The following is a 17,926-nucleotide window of genomic DNA, read 5'->3' on the forward strand; positions in this document are numbered from 1 at the left end:
GCTCGCGCAGTCGATCACGTTTGGTCTCGTTGGGCATGGCATAACCTCTTCCTAGTGGTGTAAATCAAATTACGCCTCTATAGAGAACGTGTCAACCAACGACGCCAGGCGAAATGGGCTGTTTATGCTGCATAGACCTACAATATAGAGGCCATTATCGCTGTGAGCGTCCGTACGATGCGGCATAAGTAAATTTAGATAAGCGGTAAATTGCCTGACACGCATTCAGCCGCCATGGCTGCGTTCGATTTGCTCGATCAATGCCGCCAGGGTTGCCAGATCATCTGGACGCACAAACGACCTGCCGGCCGCTATCTCAATGAAAACATCGGGTGCAGCGACGTCCGTCCATGACGCAAGCAGCGAGCGAAGCCGCCCATCCGCGTCGTAGAACATGACGCGGTCCTCGCCCCAGTTCTGCTTGCGTGTCGACAACACGAAGCGCTGGCCGCGCCACGGATGGAACGGGTGGGTGACCTCGAACTCTATACGCGCTTGAGTGTGAGTACGAACTGCAGTCCTGGACTTGAAAGAACGGCCAGGTCGAGAGGATGAACCGAACCATCAAGGACGCCACCGTCAGGCGCTTCCACTACGAAAGCCACGAGCAGCTGCGCCAGCATCTTGCCGACTTTGCTTACAACTTCGGCCGCAGACTGAAGACCCTGAAGGGCCTCACCCCTTACTAATTCATCTGCAAGGCTTGGGCTTCAAAGCCCGAACGTTTCACCCTCGATCCGCTCCATCAAATGCCGGGACTAAACAAGCAGATGGGATGGTGCAGCAGATTTTGCCCCCAGGTGTGCAGAACGGCGAAGAAACCGATCTCGGCGCCGAGATGCCGAGTCGGCGGCGATGGTGCGCAGCGTCTCGGCGGTGGCGCGGAACAGCAGGCCGTAGACGAGCGCCTTGTTCTTGGTAGGCGATGGCGGCAATGGTCTCCGGGAGCGTGAAGACGACGTGAAAGTACTGTGTGTCGAGCAGTTCGGCGCGGCGATCCTCCAGCCATTGCGCCGGTGGCCGCATTGATCGCATGCTTCGACGGTGCCGCCGAGCGCGGCGGTCCGACACAGCTCGATCGCCGTCATGACACGGCGCTCAGCGGTCTACAGCGCACGGGCCAGCGATTGGCAGCGGGGACAATGCCTGTAGCGGCAGCTGTTGAAGGCGATGCGCGATGTGTGCTGGGCACGGTAGGCCTCACCGTAGCGACGGAATATGTCGGCCAATTCCGGCCTTGAACGGACCATACGGAGCTCAGAAATACTCAGGCTTGGCGAGCAGCGGCGGGTGGGCGCCGGAAGCGGCATAGCTCGAAGGGGATCGAGGTGGCGCAGACCTTGTTGGTGGCAATCCGTAGATATCGGCGGTGGTCGCGAGGCTGCGGTGACCGAGCAGCAACTGAATGGTGGGCACGTCAGCACCGGCCTCCAGGAGATGGACGGCGAAGGCGTGCCGCAAACTGTGCGGCGTCACGGTTTGGACGAGGCGGAGAGGTTGTGCGCTTTCGCGCAAATTGCCCCACCGCATCCCTGGTGATCGGCTGGCCGGCGCGATCGCCGGGGACGAGCCACGCCTTCGGCCGCCGCGTCTTCCAATAGTCGCGCAGGATCTCCAGAAGCTTGGGCGACAGCATCAAATAGCGGTCCTTCTGGCATTTGCCCTGCTCGCACGGACGACCATTCTCTGGCTGTCGATGTCAGTCGTCGTCAGATGCACTGCTTCCGAAATGCGTAGGCCGCATAGCACGTGGTCAAGATTGCGTGATGTTTAAGATCGAGGACGCAGCCGAGAAAGTGCTCACTTCATCCGGACTGAGGTCGCGCAAACAGCGACACCTGTTGCAGATACGAGAGTTGGGTATTGAGCGAAAAATTGCGCACTTGCATTTCCTCGCTCATGCGCTGTGCGAAGTTGGGTCATGATGAGCTCCTCTGTCCGATCCAATGGCTGCAAACAGCCGTCCCATCCTCGCAGTTGGGGCTCCTACTGAATAACGTGACCTCCTTGCCGCTCCGGCGTAGCGGAGCGGGTTAGTCCAACCATAGATTGGCAAGCCAACTCCGCATAATTATCGTCGCCGCATAGTTGCGCATGTCGCAGTGACCGATTGCGATCCACACCCACACTCTTAAATCGGGATCATTTGACCGCGGCCGGACTCTCGGATGACGCTTTGGAGCCAGTTCTCACCTTCACACCGCCATTCGCATCCAAAATTCACATTCGTGATGACAGGAACGCAGTAGAAGTCGGTGCACAGCGTTTCCAATGGCGAAGAATTGGAATTCGCGCGTTGTTCAACTTCGTTCTGCATTGTCGGATGTTTGCCGATACCGGCCATAGTGGTATGAACTAACATATTGTTTCAAAACGGTTGTCTTTTTTGGCACGATGCATGCATGGTGGTCCGCAGCGAGGAGAATCGTCGTATGATTATTCTACTCACAATGCTCTTACCGTCGTACCCGCTCGCGCTCTGCAGTACATCAACCTACCGGCGACATGTTAGGGAGCGTCCGAATACCCGGCATGAGAAATTTTGTTTTACATTATACCGACTAGAATGACGGTTTGGCCGAGGAGGCTGAAGGAATGGATCACGCGCCGCTGACGAAGCATCCTCGCCTCGGAGACATGGCGTATGAAGCCATCACGGCTCGACTGGTACGCGGCGCCTTCGAGCCAGGACGCAAGCTGCCCGTGCGCGCTGTGGCCGACGCGCTCGGAGTGAGCTCCACGCCGGCGCGCGACGCCTTGAATCGCCTCGCCGCGGAAGGTGCGCTCGTTTATTCTGGCCCAAAGACGGTCGTTGTCCCTCATTTGACGATGAATGCACTGGAGGAAGTGACCGCCATGCGGCTCGCTCTCGAAGGGTTGGCTGCGCAGCGTGGAGCGGAGAGGGCCCCGGCGGGTCTTGCGGATTCGCTCGAGAGCATGGAGGCGAAGATCACCAAGGCACTCGAAAGTCGGCGGTATGCTGACGTACTCTGGGCGAATAAGGAGTTCCACTTCGCCGTCTACAGAGACTGCGGCATGCCGTATCTTCTATCGGCAATCGAGACTTTGTGGTTGCGGATCGGCCCCTCTTTTCACGAACTCTGTCCTGAGTTCGCGGTCCAGAAATATGGCGCACACGAGGTGATTATCGAGAGCCTTCGTGAGGGCGATGTGGAAGCCGTTCGGGCAGCGTTCGAGGGCGACATCCGCGACAGTTATCGACGTCTGAAGCAGGCAATTCGCGCGCGGGTGGGACGGGCTGGAGGATAAGTTTTCAAAAGTCTTTGCATTGGCGCTGGCTCTTCATGACGGTGTACCATTACCTGACCCGAAAATTCGTGCCATAAACGGCCCTTCTGACCTCGAATGAGCTTGTGCATAGTGACCTTGCCCCGTTGAAATAATCCATTTTGAAGTAAGCTCTGGCCCATTGAGAGGACCAGGGAATGAAGCGCAACCGTTTCACGGACGAACAGATTATCGGCATTCTGAAGGAGCACGAGGCGGGCACGCCGGTGTCGGAGCTTTGCCGCAGGCACGGCGTCAGCGATGCCAGCATTTATAAATGGAAGGCCAAGTTCGGCGGCATGGACGTGTCCGAAGCTAAGCGGCTGAAGACGCTGGAGGACGAGAACACGAAGCTGAAGCGGCTTCTGGCGGATGCGATGCTCGACAATGCTGCTTTAAAAGACCTTTTGGGAAAGAAGTGGTGACGCCCGCAGCAAAGCGGCGAGCTGTCGCGCGTCTGATGGACCAACATCAGATGAGCGAACGGCGGGCGTGTAAAGCCATCGGCTTTTGCCGGATGACGATCCGTTACGAAACGAAACGCGACGACGATCATAGCCTTCGCGAGCGAATGAAGGCGTTGGCGCATGAACGCCGCCGCTTTGGCTATCGACGCATTCATGTGCTGCTCAGGCGCGAGGGGCACCTTGTGAACCACAAGAGGCTCTTCCGGCTCTATCGGGAGGAGAAGCTGACGGTGCGCAAACGCGGCGGCCGCAAGCGAGCGATAGGCACGCGAGCGCCGATGCTGATCCCGATGGCAGCCAATGATCGTTGGTCGCTGGACTTCGTGTCGGATCAGCTCACCGATGGACGCAGGTTTCGGGTTCTGACGGTCGTCGACGATTGCACCAGGGAATGCCTGGCACTCGTCGCCGATACATCGCTTTCCGGCGTGCGGGTTGCCCGCGAGATTAACCGGATCATCGAGGAGCGTGGCAAGCCGAAGATGATCGTCAGCGACAATGGGAGCGAGTTCACCAGCAACGCGATCCTGCAATGGACGGATCGGACCAAGGTGGAATGGCACTACATCGCGCCGGGCAAACCGATCCAGAACGCCTTCATCGAAAGCTTCAATGGGCGGCTGCGCGACGAGTTCCTGAATGAAACTCTCTTCTCGTCACTGACCCATGCTCGATCAGCGTTTTCAAACTGGCGCAGCGATTACAACGATCATCGACCGCACTCTGGACTCGGCTGGCTGACACCTGCCGAGTTCGCTCAGACAATCAACCCGCGACGTGATGCGGTGCTGCGCAGCCGGAATGGCTCCGCACCGCAACCCGCCGCTACCGCCGCAAATGCAGCAACCCAAAACCGCTGGAGCGAACTCAAAATTGGATAAAACTTGGGGGCAAGGTCAGGTTCAAAGGCGAGGCATCGAGCTTTCGACCTCGACGCTGGCCGACCAGGTGGGGTATGGAACGGGCGCGCTCCTGCCGATCTTTGATCTGATCGAGACGCATGTCTTCGCGGCCGAGCGGCTTTTTGGCGATGACACCACCATCCCCATTCAGGCCAAAGACAAATGCACGACCGGGCGAATATGGACCTACGTGCGCGATGACCGGTCCTACGGCGGCGCGGCAGCGCCGGCGGCCATTTACTATGCGTCGAGCGACCGCCGCGGCGAGCATGCGCAGAAGCACCTGACCGAGTATGGCGGCATTCTGCAGAGTGATTGTTACAATGGCTTTGAGCCGCTCAGTGTCGCCGAAAAGTCTTGTGAAGCCGATCCGTCGTTGCCCAATCGAAGCCCTTCCAGGCACAACGTTCGTTATGCAGCGTCAGCCATAGCAGCGCCAAAACGGCATCGTCGATCTTGTCCTCATCGATCTCCATGAACCCAGGCTACCACGCGCGGCGCGCAAAATCCTGCGGCCCTGCTAGGATGGATACGAATCTCATGCCGTTCATGTTAGAGGATGTGGCGCGGCTTGGTGGCACGGAGGGGACTCGTGCGCGTAGTCGGTCCGGCAAGGACCGCGTGTCCGACGATGTCAGACATGCGACTTGCCGAGCTGCGGCGGTCACATTGTTTCGAAACTATTTTTTCCATTGGCACGGTACGTGCACCGGCATCGGCAAATGCGCTGCGGACTCAGCGGAAATCATCCGCAATACGGCGCGGCAAAATGCGCGTCGCCGCCTTCAAAGCAAGTGAGGAAATCCATCCATGAAGTTTGAACGATCGCCCGGCTTCCGAAGTGGAGGCAAAAAAGGCATGAGCACTGAGAGCCCCGAACCATGTGATCTGCTCATTCACGGCGGAATCGTTCTGGCGGCCGATGTTCAGAACACCGTTTTACACGATGGTGCCGTCGCAATTAGAGACGGCCGTATCTGCGCAGTAGGTCCGACAACGAACGTCAGGTCCACTTTTACGGCCGAGGAGACATTCGACGCGCAAGGGGGGGTGGTGCATCCGGGGTTCATCGATGCGCACATCCACGTCTCGCAGTACACGTCGCGCTCAGTTGAATCACTGATGGCGGGCACGGCGATCACGATGGGCCACTGGAAAGCGGAACTGACGCCTGAAGATGAGCACGCTAGCGCCACAATGGCGGCAGTCGACTATTTGCGGGCCGGCTATACCGGCTTTGTTGATCCGGGCACGATCTTCGAGCCTGACGCGGTTGCGGTGGTGGCCCACGAGGTCGGCATCCGCATCTGGCTGACCGATCCATACGTTGCGGATTACACACAACCAATCTTCGCGCACGAGCCGGATCTGGTGAGCGCCGGGTTCTTGGGGCGCTGGCCGGGTTCGACCGATGCGGCAATCAAGCGGCTGGGCTCGCAGTTGTACCGGAACGGCGACGCCGATGCCCTCGTAAAGGCTTTCATTGGAATCTATGGCGGCAGGACCTCGACCGAGACACTGTGGAATGCGGCTCTCGCGATAGCGCGCGAACACAACGTCCAATTCCAGGAGCACCGCGGTTACAATCCGACCGAGTATCTCGATGAGGAAGCCAGCGCAGGCCGGTCGATGATTGCCCGGCTCCAGGATGCCGGCGCGCTTGGCCCGGGCTCAACCTTTGTCCATATGAACGTCATTCATCGCGAGGATGTGGCGCGACTTGGTGGCACCGGTACGAGTATTGTCTGGTGCCCGTTTCAGCAGATGCGCGCCATGGGCATTGGTCGGGCCGAGCCCCGCATGGTGGAAATAGCTAGGGCTGGCGCCGTGGTAACGATCGCAACGGACATTCCGCGGAGTTTTAATTTCGATGCACTGGGAAGTGTTGCAGTTTGCAATGCAGCGGGGCTCGGCATTCCTGTGACGGCCGACGAACTCTTCCGCATGCGCACGATTGCCGCCGCAGAGAGCGTGGGTGCCGGGGACGAGGTAGGCAGTCTGGAGAGTGGCAAACGCGCGGACGTAGTAGTTCGAGAGCCTGCCTCGTCAGAGGCGCTCGGTCTTGATCCGTATGCTGAAACCGCAGTAGTCGGCATGACCCGACCGCCTGCTCTCACGATAGTTAACGGCGAAATCGTGCTTCGGCACGGCCAACTTCTTAGAGCCGATGCGATAGCGGCGGCGCTTGCGGCGCGTGCATCGGTGAAGGGACTGCTGGTGCGAGTTGGGCTTGCCGGTTGAGAGTCTGCGGAAACCGACACCTCGATCCAGATCGAAGCGACAGAGGTGTAGGTGGCGAGCATCCTGCGGATCTTCGGGCGAGCTCAACAACTTTGCGAGACGGCGTTGCTTCATCACGCTGGTCGGCGGCCTCAAACGCACCAGAACAGGCGGCGCTCGCCACCCACCCGCGACAAGTTTGGCCTTGACTTCGTCAGGATTATGTTGCATCAAATGACAAAGAGCGCCACGCCCAAAGGGTTGGCATAATATCCGTGAAAAGCGGGATAGGGTGAACGATAGCGCCGAGAGGAGCGAGCTCTCTGCGCCCATATGGGAGTTTTCAGATGACAGCTCAACACGTGCAATCGTCGCTTACGCCCGCGGCTTGATCTCGATGGTATCGTCAACGTTGGCCGAGGCGAGTTCATCTCCCGACGAGCTCATCTGTGATGCGGTAACTGTCCGGTTTGGGGGCCTAACCGCGCTCGATAGTGTTTCCTTCCGGATAAGGGGAGGCGAAATCTTTGGCCTGATAGGCCCAAACGGAGCAGGCAAGACTACTCTTACGAACGTGCTCTCTGGTTTTCAGAAGCCCAGCGCCGGTTCGGTTCATCTCTGTGGGGAGCGAATTCCCGACGATCAGCCCCATATCGTTGCCCGACGCGGCATAGCGCGAACGTTCCAGGGCGGTCGTGTCTTTCCGTCTCTGACAGTCGCTGAAAATGTCGAGGCGTCGGCACTGTCGGTAGGCGCCAGTAGGAACGAGGCAAGGTCGTCAGTGGAGGAGCTTTGCAACTGGATTGGTCTGACGGCAAGGTTGAAAACTACAGCAAGCTCGCTTCCTTACACCGACCAGCGTCGACTGGGAATAGTAAGGGGCTTAGCCCTGAAGCCCAAGTTCCTGCTCCTCGATGAACCCGCCGCCGGGATGTCTGATGGCGAGGCTGCAGACTTGGTAGAGAGCATCACAAAGATTCCCGCCCTTTTTGGTTGTGGGATTATGCTCATCGAACACAACATGCAGATCATCATGAACGTCTGCGAGCGAGTGCATGTCTTGGATTTTGGCAAAACCATCGCCGAGGGCACCCCGGCAGAGATGCAGTCACATCCCGAAGTTCTAAGCGCTTACCTTGGAAAAGAAGATGGCTGAGATCATGCTGCAAGTATCGAATATGTGGGTTCATTACGGGCAAGTTCCGGCGGTGCGGAATCTTTCTCTCGAAGTTCACAGGAATGAAATTGTCTGCGTTGTAGGGCCGAACGGAGCCGGCAAGTCAACAATGCTGCTCGCTGTCGCTGGTGCATTGACGCCGACCAAAGGTGAGGTCCGCCTTAATGGTGTATCGGTTGTTGGCAAAGCTCCGGAATATATCGCTAAGCTGGGGATTTCGCTAATCCCGGAGGGCCGACATATCTTCAAAGGACTGACCGTCGAGGAAAATCTCAAGGTTGGAGCGGCTGCCAACGCTGATCGCAGCTCCGTCGAGAACAATCTGCGAACCGCATATTCCGTTTTCCCGGTCCTCGCTGAACGTCGCCATGGCGCAGCGGGCATGCTTTCGGGAGGCGAGCAGCAGCAGTTGGCCATTGCTAGGGCACTTATGTCCGGTGCGCGGCTCATCATGATTGACGAACCTTCCCTTGGGCTTGCCCCGAAAATTACCGAAAAAGTCTTCGAGGTCCTTTCGGAACTTCGACGTAGTAGTGGCCTGACGCTGCTCATAATCGAACAGAATTTAAAGCGCGCCCTGAAGTATAGTGATCGGATTTATATTCTTCGCAACAGCGAAATCGTGTTTTCCGGCAGGTCAGCAGAGTTGCAAGCTAGTGACGATTTGCATTCTGCTTACTTTGGCCTCGGACAGGCCCCGTCGAATGTGGGAGCGGGACAATGATGGGCTATTTTTCCCAAACGGTAATCGATGCGCTTAGTTGGGGTGGGCTTTATGCCTTGGCGGCGCTTGGCATTGGATTGCTGTATGGCGTGCTACGTGTAATCAACTTTGCGCACGGCGATTTCATCACTGTCGGAGCATTCTCCTTGATAGTGCCGTCAACACAAGCGACAGCACAACTCGCTTTGGGTGCGCTGCCGGCTCCCCTGCTTATAATCGGAACTTTGCTAGTAGTCACCCTGGTTGCTCTCCTTTCCGATCTCCTGGTATTCCGACCGCTTAGAGGCGCTACTCCGAGTACAATTATGATCGCCTCCTTTGCATTGGGCTACGTCATCCAAAATATTGTGCTGCTCCTTTACAGCAGCCGACCCAAGGCAGTCGATTTGTGGCCCGAACTGAACGAAGCGTTCGGGTTTGCGGGCTTGAGAATCCCGCAGCTCCAGATTTGGACGGTAACAGTTGCCGCTCTCTTGATGGTCGCGCTGACCGTATTTTTGAAAGCTTCGTCCTACGGCATCGAGATGCGAGCTGCATCCGAGGATTTGCGCATGGCGAGACTACTTGGGGTGCGAGCAAACCGAGTTATCGCACTCGCTGTTGCGCTGAGTGGTGCTCTGGCCGGTGCAGTGTCACTCATTATTGCTACTCAGTCTGGCGTAGTAAGTTACCAGATGGGGGGACCCGTGATGTTGTTCGCATTCATCGGAACAATCATTGGAGGAATGGGTAGCCTGGTGGGGTCTGCTTTGGGTGGCTTCGCAGTTGGCTTTTCAAGTGTCATTCTTCAAGCTTATCTTCCCGATGACATACGCCCGTTTCGTGATGCTATTCTGTTTGCTCTTGTAATTTTGATCCTAGTCATCCGTCCGCAAGGCCTTATTTTGGTAAAAACCATGCGAGAAAGAGTATAGTCATGAGAAAGATTGATTTCATATCTTCTTCAACTCCTCTATTTCTTGTCATGGTGCTGTTTATCCTTGCCATAGCGAGCTGGCTGTTTGCCGGAACCGCTCTCAACAGAGCAATGATTGAGCTTCTCGTTAGAGTAGTTCTTGTCGTGAGCATTTACATTTTCGTCGGCAACTCAGGCATTGTGTCATTTGGACACGTCGGTTTCATGGCCATTGGCGCATATGCCATGGCATGGCAGACGATGCTGCCGCTCCTCAAGAAAAATGCCATGCCCGGTCTGCCTGAGTTTCTCCTCACTGGTAACCTGCCGTTCCCAATTGCGCTTTTATTCTCCGCGATGCTCGCTGGGCTTGTCGGTCTCCTTCTCGGAACGGTCATCTTGAGACTGCCCTCAATAGCTGCCTCGATTTGCACCTTCGCGTTTCTGATGATCGTCCATTCAGTCTATTCCAACTGGGGGAGCGTCACCGGTGGAACCAGTTCGATTGTAGGGATCCCGACCAAGGTAAATCTCTGGGTTGCATTTTCTGGCGCCGCAATCTGTGTCATAATGGCAGGTCTCTACCAGTTGACACGTTACGGTCTGGCGCTCAAGTGTACACGGGAAGAGGAGATTGCTGCGCGTGCTGCAGGCATCGATATCTTTAGGCAAAGGCTTATCGCGTTCGTTCTAAGTGCCACACTTATGGGTTTCGGCGGGGCACTTTATGCAGCTTTCCTTGGCGCGATTTACATAGACGCTTTTTACCTCAGTCAGACGACAATGCTTCTGGCAATGCTGGTTGTTGGGGGCATGAGTAGTCTGACTGGAGCGGTTGGTGGTGTCGTTGTGATATCGCTGCTGACGTATGTGTTGCGTGGGTTGGAGCGCGGAGTTCAATTGGGACCACAGACTATCGCGCTTCCCAGCGGTACGCAGGAAGTCGTGTTAGGCGTCGTCATGATAGTCGCACTCGTGTCTTCCCGGTCGGGCATTTTCGGAACTCGTGAATTAGGTGAAATCGCAAATCGATTTCGCGCGCGTGGCGCAATCTGGGCGCGCTTTCAGCCCAGTAACGACTAAAAAAGGGGAATAGCAATGACACGACTTCCGATGTTCAGCCTGCTCTCAATCGCACTGGCAGCCCAACCGGCGCTCGCCGATGATAGCTCAATTACAATCGGCTTTGCAATTGCGAAATCCGGCTGGATGCAGCCTTATGATTATGCATCCCGCACAGCCGAAATGGCCATCGAAGACCTTAACAACAAGGGCGGCCTTCTCGGAAAGCAGCTCAGAATCGTGTCCTCGGATACGAAAACAGATCCTGCGGAAGGTGTCCGCGCTGCGACTGACGTCATCGATCAGGGAGCAGACTTGGTGGTTGTCAGCTGTGATTATGACCAAGGTGCACCTGCGGCGCTGGCGGCCGTCAGCGCTGGAAAACTGGCGTTTTCTTTGTGCGCTGGAGATCCCAAAATGGGAATCGAAGGGGTGGGCCGTCAAGCGTTTACTACTTCGCACGCGGCCCAGACCCAAGGCGCCGTAATGGCCGATTGGGGATTCGCGAAGAAAGGTTTTAGAAATGCTTACGTCTTGCTCGACGATTCAATCGAATTCACTACGTCGGCCTGCCAAGGGTTTGAATACCGGTGGGGCCAACTTGAGGCGACCTCGATCGTTGGGCGGGACAGCTTCAAGAATAGCGACGCCTCGATTTCCTCGCAAATTACACGCCTCAAGAGCCTAAATCCCGCCCCGGATGCAATCATGCTGTGCACCTATCCGCCTGGGGGTGCCAGTGCTGTACGCCAGTTGCGGGCCGCGGGGATCGAAACCCCGGTTCTAATGACAATGGGGATGGATGGAAGCTATTGGCTGCCAGCAGTTCCAAACCTATCCAATGCTTTCCTGCCCGCCATCGGGTTGGCAAGCGGGCCGGACCCAGACAAAAAGATCAATGATCTGATTGAGCGGTACAAGAAGGCATATGGCGAGCCGCCGGCTACCGCTTTTGTTTTCTACGGCTATGCGCTTGTCGAACTCTGGGCGCGAGCAGTCGAGCGCGCGCAAACGACGGAAACCGAAGCGGTATTCGCCGAGCTGGAAAAGATGAGAGACGAAGATACGGCGATTGGTCCGATGTCATTTTCTGATCAATTGCATATTCAGAACAAAGGCCGTTATTTGATCATCGGTATCGAGAAGGGCAAGTCTGAGCCGCTGGGCTATTGGAATTCCCCGGAAATCCCTAAGGATGTGATTTTCAAGCAGTAGTCTTGTACAAAGGCCTCAGCAGTATGCTCTGTAGAGGTGTCCGTACCTCTACAGAGCAGGACGGAGTTTATCAACATGAGTACCTCTATGCCTAGCGATGAATACAGGATCGAACCGTTCCTGCTCGCCGTTCTTTCTCGTCGTTTCGAAGCAATTTGCCGCGAGATGACCAACACCATTCTTAAAGCGAGTCGTTCGTCGGTTATCAAGAACGCTCGCGACTTTTCGGTCGGGATCCTCACAGGGGACCACCGCCTCGTCAGCGTAGAAGACGGCCTGCCGGTCCATGTGACTGCATTGGATCTGAGCACAAAAGCGGTTGTTCAGCATTTCTCGGATATCAGACCAGGCGATGCGTTCGTAAATAACTGTCCCTATACCGGCGGAACACACCATGCCGATCTTGATATCATCGTCCCGGTCTTTTCAGGGGATGAAATAGCATTTTGGGTGTTTACTCGGTGTCACCATGCAGACATGGGCGCCCCACTTCCAACTACATATCTCCCGAAGGCTGCCACAATTTACGAGGAGGGGCTTCATTTCCCGTGCGTTCGGATTCAGGAAAACTACGCAGATAAGGCAGACATCGTTCGGATCGGTCTCACCAAAATACGGGCCAGCCAGTTTTGGTTCGGCGATTACCTGGCTCAGGTTGGCGCAAGCCGCGTGGGTGAGCGGCGGCTGAAGGAGCTGTTGGTGAAATACGGCAAAGCCGTGATCGAGGATTTTGTGGAGGATTGGATCCTCTACGGGAAGCGACGGGCCGCCGCGGCAATCTCGCAGCTACCATCCGGAACCTGGACATATGAAACCGCTCACGATCCGGTTCCCGGCGTGGCGGAGGCGGGAATACCCGTGAAGGTTCAGGTGACCGTCGATTCTGCGGCAGGTCGGGTGGTTGTTGATGCAACAAACAATATCGATTGCATCAATGGGGGCTTTAACCTCTCAGAGGCCACCGCCACTGCAGCTTGTCGAATCGGCGTATACGTGAATCTAGATCCGACGATACCTCACAATCACGGAAGCGCCGAACAGATCAGCGTACTCCTCCGTGACGGGTGCGTCGTAGGTCGACCAAAGTTCCCAGCCGGGACGTCGGTCGCGACAACGAATGTCAATGACCGCTTGATTAACGCTGTGGCCTGCTGCTTTGCGCAAATGGGCCAACCATTCGGTATCGCCGAAGGTGGCGCCATGATGGCAAGCGGGCTCGCCGTTATCTCGGGAACCGACCCCCGCCGGAATAACCGCCCTTACGTTACGCAGCTTTTCCTGGGGTTCTCAGGTGGCCCCGCGGTTCATGGGCATGACGGCTGGGTGACTTATAACGACGCGGACACCTGCGGGATGCTGATGCTCGACTCGATCGAGGTCGACGAAAGCATGTATCCAATCCTGGTTGAGGAGAGAAAAATCGCGATCGATACAATGGGTCACGGCCAGTGGGACGGCGCACCCGCGATGACTGGAACGTATCGCAACTTGGCAGGAACGATGAGCGTCATCTATTGCAGTGATGGTGATTTGAATGCCGCACGCGGAGTGCTGGGCGGTATGAGGGGTTCGCCGTCCGCCAACTATAAGCAAGGCTCCGCTTCGTGGCAGCCCCTGCCTTCGTTCCATACGGAGCTGTGCGAAGAGGGAGAGAGCATGCGATTTGTGGCGGGTGGTGGCGGTGGTTACGGCGACCCGCAAATGCGCGATCCTGATCGTGTTGTTCGTTCCATAAATCGCGGGTGGCTATCCTTGGAACGCGCACAACAAATCTATGGTGTTGCCGTCAAACCCAATGCGGACGGCGCCTTCTTGGAAGTTGATCTCGAGAGAACTGCGGCACTTCGGTCCAAAACGTCAACGAGTTCAACAGCAACCGCATCTATGGAAGCCTCGAAATGAGTTATACTGTCTCAATCGATATCGGCGGCACCTTTACGGATTGCCTGGTTCGTGATGGAAATTCTAGAGATTTCATCTTCAAGACGCCCACGACCCCTCCTAACTTTGAGAAGGGCTTCGTCAACGCACTTCGCATCGCGGGTGAGCACTTTGGCTTTGACTTGCGATCGTTTGTTTCAAAATGCGACCGGATCGTCCATGGAACCACGGTCTCAACTAACGCACTTGTCGAAGGCAAGACTGCAGCGACAGGCTTTCTTTGCAATAAGGGCCACCCCGATATTCTTCTCTTGCGAGAGGCGCCGCGAAAGCGGAGTTTTGACTTTAAACTTGACTATCCGGAGCCGTATATTCCGCGGAACCTAACTTGTGAGGTCGCGGGACGGATCGACGCTGCCGGTAATCAAGTTGAAGCACTATCTGCAGATGATGTGCTCGCTGCCGTCGAGCGGTTTAAACGATCTGGGGTTGAGGCAATAGCCGTTTGCTTCATGTGGTCGACGGTAAATGGATTGCATGAGCAGAAGGCTCGGGACATAATTAAAGAAGTCTGGCCGGAGGTCCACGTGACCCTAAGCCATGAACTCAACCCAATTCCCCGTGAGTACCGCCGCGCTGTCTCGGCTGCGATTGACGCTTCGCTTTTCCCGGTCGTAGCGACCTACGTCACGTCGCTAGAGCGCGAACTGGTTGCGGTAGGCTTTGATACTGCGAAACTACTTATTGCCAATTGTGCCGGAGGAATGGCCCCCTCACAGGAGATCATCGCACGGCCGATCTACAGCGTCATGTCTGGTCCCACCCTTGCGCCCGTGGCTGCTCAACGACTGTCGTCCGAGGACAACATCATCGTAGCGGATATGGGGGGGACCACATTCGACGTGTCCGCTGTTCGAGACGGCCGGTTGATTATTTCTCAAGAGACAATGACCGGTCACGATATGATCGGTCTGCCAAAGGTGGATGTCAGGTCAATTGGAGCTGGAGGTGGCAGCATAGCTTGGGTAGATCAGGGCGGACTTATCCGAGTTGGGCCTCATAGCAGCAGTGCTCGCCCCGGACCTGCGTGCTACGGGCACGGCGGCACGGAACCGACGGTCACAGATGCAAATCTTGTGCTGGGCCTGCTTGACGCCGACCGATTCCTTGGTGGCAAAATGAAGCTGGATTTCAAGGCCGCTGAAAAGGCAATGTCAACCGTGGCAGAAAAGCTCGGGATCGGGATCAAGGAAGCCGCATATGCGGTATTCAGCACTTCAAATCACAACATGGTTGCCGCCATTGAAGACATAACTGTGCTGGAGGGTATTGATCCAAGAGAAAGCCTCTTGGTAGTAGGTGGCGGAGCCACCGGCTCGCATATCGCTCCAATTGCACGAGAAATGGGCATAGACCGGTTCATGATTCCGAGGTTTGCGTCGGGCTTGAGCGCTTTTGGTGGGTTGGTCTCGGACATCAAATGGGAGTCTTCTTTCACCGCCATTTCGAGCAGCGAGAATTTCGATGTAAATAAAATCAACGCTGGTCTCACGGCCCTTTACAGCAAGGGACAGCAATTCCTCCGGAGGTCAGGGGTACCCGTTGAAAATTGGAGGTTCGAGTATTCATTCTTCGGGCGATATGCATTTCAGTCTTGGGAAATTGAGGTCCCGATTGAGTTGACCGATCCTGCGTTGCAGTCCGACGACGTCAACGCGTTGGCGTCGAGCTTCCATAAAATGCATGAGCGGATTTATGCGGTAAAAGATGAGAACGACACTGTTGAGTTCGTGACTTGGAAAGTCCGGGCGATCGGTGTATCTCCGCAGTCTTCCGCAAATCTGTCGCCTAGCCAGGCTGTGGAAACTCCGGAGCCGATCGAGATGCGTGAAGTCTTTCTTCCGAAGTTGGGGATACCGCGTCAGATACCTGTATTCGCCAATATTACCCTCGCGCCCGGCGCTAAGATTATGGGCCCGGCAATACTTCTGGAGGATACTACGTCGGTTCTGTTGTTGAATGGCATGAACGCAGAGGTCGATGCGGCGGGCAACATTATGGTGCAGAGTTCATAACATAAACGGCCGAGCAGCGAGTTCGATCATGGCGGCGAGGTTAGTCATGGCGATCAGTTCGCTGCCTAAGCGGCGGACTGATCATGATATCGCGCCAGAGCAAATCGTTCACGACCATACGGATTACCGGAGACACCTAGCTCGACGCGCACATCTGCATCCGGTGCTCAGTTCTGCTGGCAGACTGATGTTGCATTAAAAACGGCGTTTAAACTAGCCTTTGCCAAAGCGAAGAGGGCTGGATTGCCGCTATTTGGCCTCCCGAGTAACTGTGGGTTTCCCGAAGGGCGTCGGAACGCGTCCGTTCTTCATTTTTTTGTTGCATCGAATAACAAAAACGAGCAGTCTCTCTTCGCGGTGGTCGACAAAGGAACACCGACCGCTGAGAAATAACTAACAGGGGAACTCGGATTATGCTTATTAGTCGCAGGAAGGTAGTCGTGTTACTCGCATCATCGGCCGCACTTGGCGCTTACAACGGTCTAGCGGTACCAGCGTTTGCACGAGCGAGCCGAGAGAACACGCTACGGGTTGTCTGGCCCTATGAGATCGGAATATTGGACCCCATAGGTGTTGCCGCACAGCGATCGACGTGGTGTGCCTGCAATCACGTTTATGATCGCCTTGTGTCTTTCGCAGCGAAGGAGCGGCCAGATGGCACACGGCAATACGACCCGAACGTCGTGGTGCCGGAACTGGCTGAAAGCTGGGAGTTCTCGTCGGATAAGAAGACAGTCACGTTCAAAATCCGCTCCGGAGCGAAATTTCACGACGGCAGTCCCGTAACAGCGGAAGACGTACGTTGGTCCATTGAGCGTTTGCTGAATGAAACATATGCGGCGGATGTGATCCAAGTCGCCGGAATAACGACTGCCGACCAGTTGTCCGCGCCCGACGATCAAACGTTCGTGGTCAAACTGAGAGAGCCCAGCCACTATTCTGTGTCTGTGTTTTCAATTCCGTTTGCTGTCATCATCAACAAGAAGCTTGCTGTTGCTAATGCAAGTTCACAGGACCCTTGGGCCAAAGAATGGCTGAAATTTAACACCGCAGGTGGCGGCGCCTTCAAGATTGAATCGTCAACTCCTCAGCAGCTTGTGCTTGTCCGAAATGACGAGTGGATTACCGGCCCCTTGCCTAAGATGGAGCAAGTGATATTTCAGACGGTACCGGACGCCACCACTCGAACCGCGATTGTTGAGCGAGGTTCCGCCGATGTAGCAATTGAAATCCCACCGACTGTTTTTGCTGGACTCAAGAAAGGGAAGGCGCTTCCGGTCGCCATCCCGATGCCAAATCAAATTGACTATATCGCGTTCAACTCTCAAGCCGCACCTTTCAACGACGTGAGAGTTCGCCAAGCCATCGCCTATTCTCTTCCCGACGAGGCGATCTTCAAGTCCGTATTTCTGGGGCTCGGTACGCCACTCTTCGGACGAACGGGCAATGTTCAGCCAGGACTCTTCCCTCAACCGACCTCGTTCTCGCTCAACCTCGAGAAGGCAAAGGCCTTAATGTCCGATGCTGGACTGGCAGGTGGCTTTGCAAGCGAGATCGGCTATGCGCAGGAGAAGGCAGCAATCTCTGGTCCGTTGGCGCTTGCGATCAAAGACGCGGTTGCGAAGATCGGCATCGATTTGCAAATTAGCCAGCTCCCCGGTGCTCAGCTTTCCGAACGTTCAGCAAACAGGTCGCTGCCCATGTTGATCGACAACCAGATCGCATGGCTATCTCAACCTGACTACTGGTTCCGAGTCCTTTACACGGGCAATGGTGCTTCCAACGCCGGCAATTATCAGAGCAAGGCGCTTGAGAGTATGCTGAAAGCACTGCCGGGTGATGCCTCGGAAGAGGAATATGGCAAGCGCACGGCAGAAATGGCCGATCTGGTTCTGAAGGAGATTCCGCTACTGCCACTCAGGCAAGGCGCATACCTTCTTGCGATGGCTAAAGGCATCACCGGATACACCTATTGGTTCCATGGACTCCCCGACGCACGTAGCTTGAGCCGAACTTAGGC

General features: G+C 55.9%; 13 protein-coding genes and 4 pseudogenes. 13 read left to right on the forward strand and 4 right to left on the reverse strand.

The genetic code is table 11. The annotated features are described in order from the left end of the window. Nucleotides 1-225 precede the first annotated feature (225 nt). Nucleotides 226-489: a DUF5372 family protein gene (locus ILFOPFJJ_RS32205; RefSeq protein ID WP_078070384.1), complete on the reverse strand. Its 264-nt coding sequence runs from the start codon at nucleotides 487-489 to the stop codon at nucleotides 226-228. Nucleotides 490-533: 44 nt separating this feature from the next. On the opposite strand from ILFOPFJJ_RS32205, the pseudogene ILFOPFJJ_RS32210 reads away from it, so the two are divergent. Further along, a pseudogene (locus ILFOPFJJ_RS32210) lies at nucleotides 534-767 on the forward strand (IS481 family transposase); the annotation flags it as partial. A gap of 5 nt (nucleotides 768-772) precedes the next feature. Here ILFOPFJJ_RS32210 and ILFOPFJJ_RS32215 read toward each other — a convergent pair. Together ILFOPFJJ_RS32215 and ILFOPFJJ_RS36675 are read right to left on the reverse strand one after the other, a co-directional pair. Beyond that, nucleotides 773-1,250: pseudogene (locus tag ILFOPFJJ_RS32215) on the reverse strand (transposase zinc-binding domain-containing protein); the annotation flags it as partial. A 7-nt stretch (nucleotides 1,251-1,257) separates the two neighbouring features. Further along, nucleotides 1,258-1,515 carry a tyrosine-type recombinase/integrase gene (locus ILFOPFJJ_RS36675; RefSeq protein WP_246299961.1) on the reverse strand — a complete coding sequence of 86 codons (258 nt, stop codon included), beginning with the start codon at nucleotides 1,513-1,515 and terminating at the stop codon, nucleotides 1,258-1,260. A 1,080-nt stretch (nucleotides 1,516-2,595) separates the two neighbouring features. On the opposite strand from ILFOPFJJ_RS36675, the gene ILFOPFJJ_RS32225 reads away from it, so the two are divergent. The 3 genes and pseudogenes from ILFOPFJJ_RS32225 to ILFOPFJJ_RS32235 all read left to right on the forward strand — a co-directional run. Continuing rightward, on the forward strand, nucleotides 2,596-3,270 hold the full coding sequence (locus ILFOPFJJ_RS32225) for a GntR family transcriptional regulator (protein WP_173514512.1): 675 nt from the start codon (nucleotides 2,596-2,598) through the stop codon (nucleotides 3,268-3,270). Between the two features lie 176 nt (nucleotides 3,271-3,446). Then, nucleotides 3,447-4,636, forward strand: a protein-coding gene (locus ILFOPFJJ_RS32230) for an IS3 family transposase (protein ID WP_173514513.1) whose coding sequence is annotated in 2 segments (ribosomal slippage) — nucleotides 3,447-3,696 and nucleotides 3,696-4,636 — 1,191 coding nt in all. Because the reading frame shifts where the segments join, the coding sequence is not laid out codon by codon here. A 31-nt stretch (nucleotides 4,637-4,667) separates the two neighbouring features. After that, a pseudogene (locus ILFOPFJJ_RS32235) lies at nucleotides 4,668-5,006 on the forward strand (IS66 family transposase); the annotation flags it as partial. 7 nt (nucleotides 5,007-5,013) lie between these two features. Here the strand turns inward: ILFOPFJJ_RS32235 and ILFOPFJJ_RS36825 are convergent. Beyond that, nucleotides 5,014-5,133 (reverse strand): annotated as a pseudogene (locus tag ILFOPFJJ_RS36825) (DUF6429 family protein); the annotation flags it as partial. 382 nt (nucleotides 5,134-5,515) lie between these two features. Here ILFOPFJJ_RS36825 and ILFOPFJJ_RS32240 point away from each other — a divergent pair. From ILFOPFJJ_RS32240 to ILFOPFJJ_RS32280, 9 genes are all read left to right on the forward strand, one after another. Next, nucleotides 5,516-6,898, forward strand: coding sequence for an amidohydrolase family protein (locus ILFOPFJJ_RS32240; RefSeq protein ID WP_173514514.1), 1,383 nt, complete (start codon nucleotides 5,516-5,518; stop codon nucleotides 6,896-6,898). 271 nt (nucleotides 6,899-7,169) lie between these two features. Next, the gene (locus ILFOPFJJ_RS32245) at nucleotides 7,170-8,033 is read left to right on the forward strand and encodes an ABC transporter ATP-binding protein (RefSeq protein ID WP_312032772.1); all 864 of its coding nucleotides are present in this window, start codon (nucleotides 7,170-7,172) and stop codon (nucleotides 8,031-8,033) included. Next, nucleotides 8,026-8,778 carry an ABC transporter ATP-binding protein gene (locus ILFOPFJJ_RS32250; RefSeq protein ID WP_210267684.1) on the forward strand — a complete coding sequence of 251 codons (753 nt, stop codon included), beginning with the start codon at nucleotides 8,026-8,028 and terminating at the stop codon, nucleotides 8,776-8,778. The genes ILFOPFJJ_RS32245 and ILFOPFJJ_RS32250 overlap by 8 nt, the downstream gene beginning before the upstream one ends. After that, the gene (locus tag ILFOPFJJ_RS32255; protein ID WP_312032773.1) at nucleotides 8,775-9,692 is read left to right on the forward strand and encodes a branched-chain amino acid ABC transporter permease; all 918 of its coding nucleotides are present in this window, start codon (nucleotides 8,775-8,777) and stop codon (nucleotides 9,690-9,692) included. Before ILFOPFJJ_RS32250 ends, ILFOPFJJ_RS32255 begins: the two co-directional genes overlap by 4 nt. 2 nt (nucleotides 9,693-9,694) lie before the next feature. After that, nucleotides 9,695-10,756 carry a branched-chain amino acid ABC transporter permease gene (locus tag ILFOPFJJ_RS32260; RefSeq protein WP_173514515.1) on the forward strand — a complete coding sequence of 354 codons (1,062 nt, stop codon included), beginning with the start codon at nucleotides 9,695-9,697 and terminating at the stop codon, nucleotides 10,754-10,756. A 15-nt stretch (nucleotides 10,757-10,771) separates the two neighbouring features. Next, a complete protein-coding gene (locus ILFOPFJJ_RS32265; RefSeq protein ID WP_246299962.1) occupies nucleotides 10,772-11,950 on the forward strand; it encodes an ABC transporter substrate-binding protein in 1,179 nt (392 codons plus the stop codon). Between the two features lie 87 nt (nucleotides 11,951-12,037). Next, a complete protein-coding gene (locus ILFOPFJJ_RS32270) occupies nucleotides 12,038-13,852 on the forward strand; it encodes a hydantoinase B/oxoprolinase family protein (protein WP_246299963.1) in 1,815 nt (604 codons plus the stop codon). Beyond that, nucleotides 13,849-15,906, forward strand: coding sequence for a hydantoinase/oxoprolinase family protein (locus tag ILFOPFJJ_RS32275; RefSeq protein ID WP_173514517.1), 2,058 nt, complete (start codon nucleotides 13,849-13,851; stop codon nucleotides 15,904-15,906). Before ILFOPFJJ_RS32270 ends, ILFOPFJJ_RS32275 begins: the two co-directional genes overlap by 4 nt. A 440-nt stretch (nucleotides 15,907-16,346) precedes the next feature. After that, entirely contained in the window at nucleotides 16,347-17,924 is a 1,578-nt protein-coding gene (locus ILFOPFJJ_RS32280) for an ABC transporter substrate-binding protein (protein ID WP_173514518.1), read from the forward strand. The last annotated feature ends 2 nt before the right edge of the window (nucleotides 17,925-17,926 follow it).

The organism is Sinorhizobium psoraleae, from assembly GCF_013283645.1.
Lineage (GTDB): Bacteria > Pseudomonadota > Alphaproteobacteria > Rhizobiales > Rhizobiaceae > Sinorhizobium > Sinorhizobium psoraleae.

Coding starts and splice junctions, on each gene's coding strand:
- ILFOPFJJ_RS32255 (WP_312032773.1), top strand. CDS start 8,775: ATGATGGGCTATTTTTCCCAAACGGTAATCGATGCGCTTAGTTGGGGT.
- ILFOPFJJ_RS32260 (WP_173514515.1), top strand. CDS start 9,695: ATGAGAAAGATTGATTTCATATCTTCTTCAACTCCTCTATTTCTTGTC.
- ILFOPFJJ_RS32265 (WP_246299962.1), top strand. CDS start 10,772: ATGACACGACTTCCGATGTTCAGCCTGCTCTCAATCGCACTGGCAGCC.
- ILFOPFJJ_RS32225 (WP_173514512.1), top strand. CDS start 2,596: ATGGATCACGCGCCGCTGACGAAGCATCCTCGCCTCGGAGACATGGCG.
- ILFOPFJJ_RS32250 (WP_210267684.1), top strand. CDS start 8,026: ATGGCTGAGATCATGCTGCAAGTATCGAATATGTGGGTTCATTACGGG.
- ILFOPFJJ_RS32240 (WP_173514514.1), top strand. CDS start 5,516: ATGAGCACTGAGAGCCCCGAACCATGTGATCTGCTCATTCACGGCGGA.
- ILFOPFJJ_RS32270 (WP_246299963.1), top strand. CDS start 12,038: ATGCCTAGCGATGAATACAGGATCGAACCGTTCCTGCTCGCCGTTCTT.
- ILFOPFJJ_RS32275 (WP_173514517.1), top strand. CDS start 13,849: ATGAGTTATACTGTCTCAATCGATATCGGCGGCACCTTTACGGATTGC.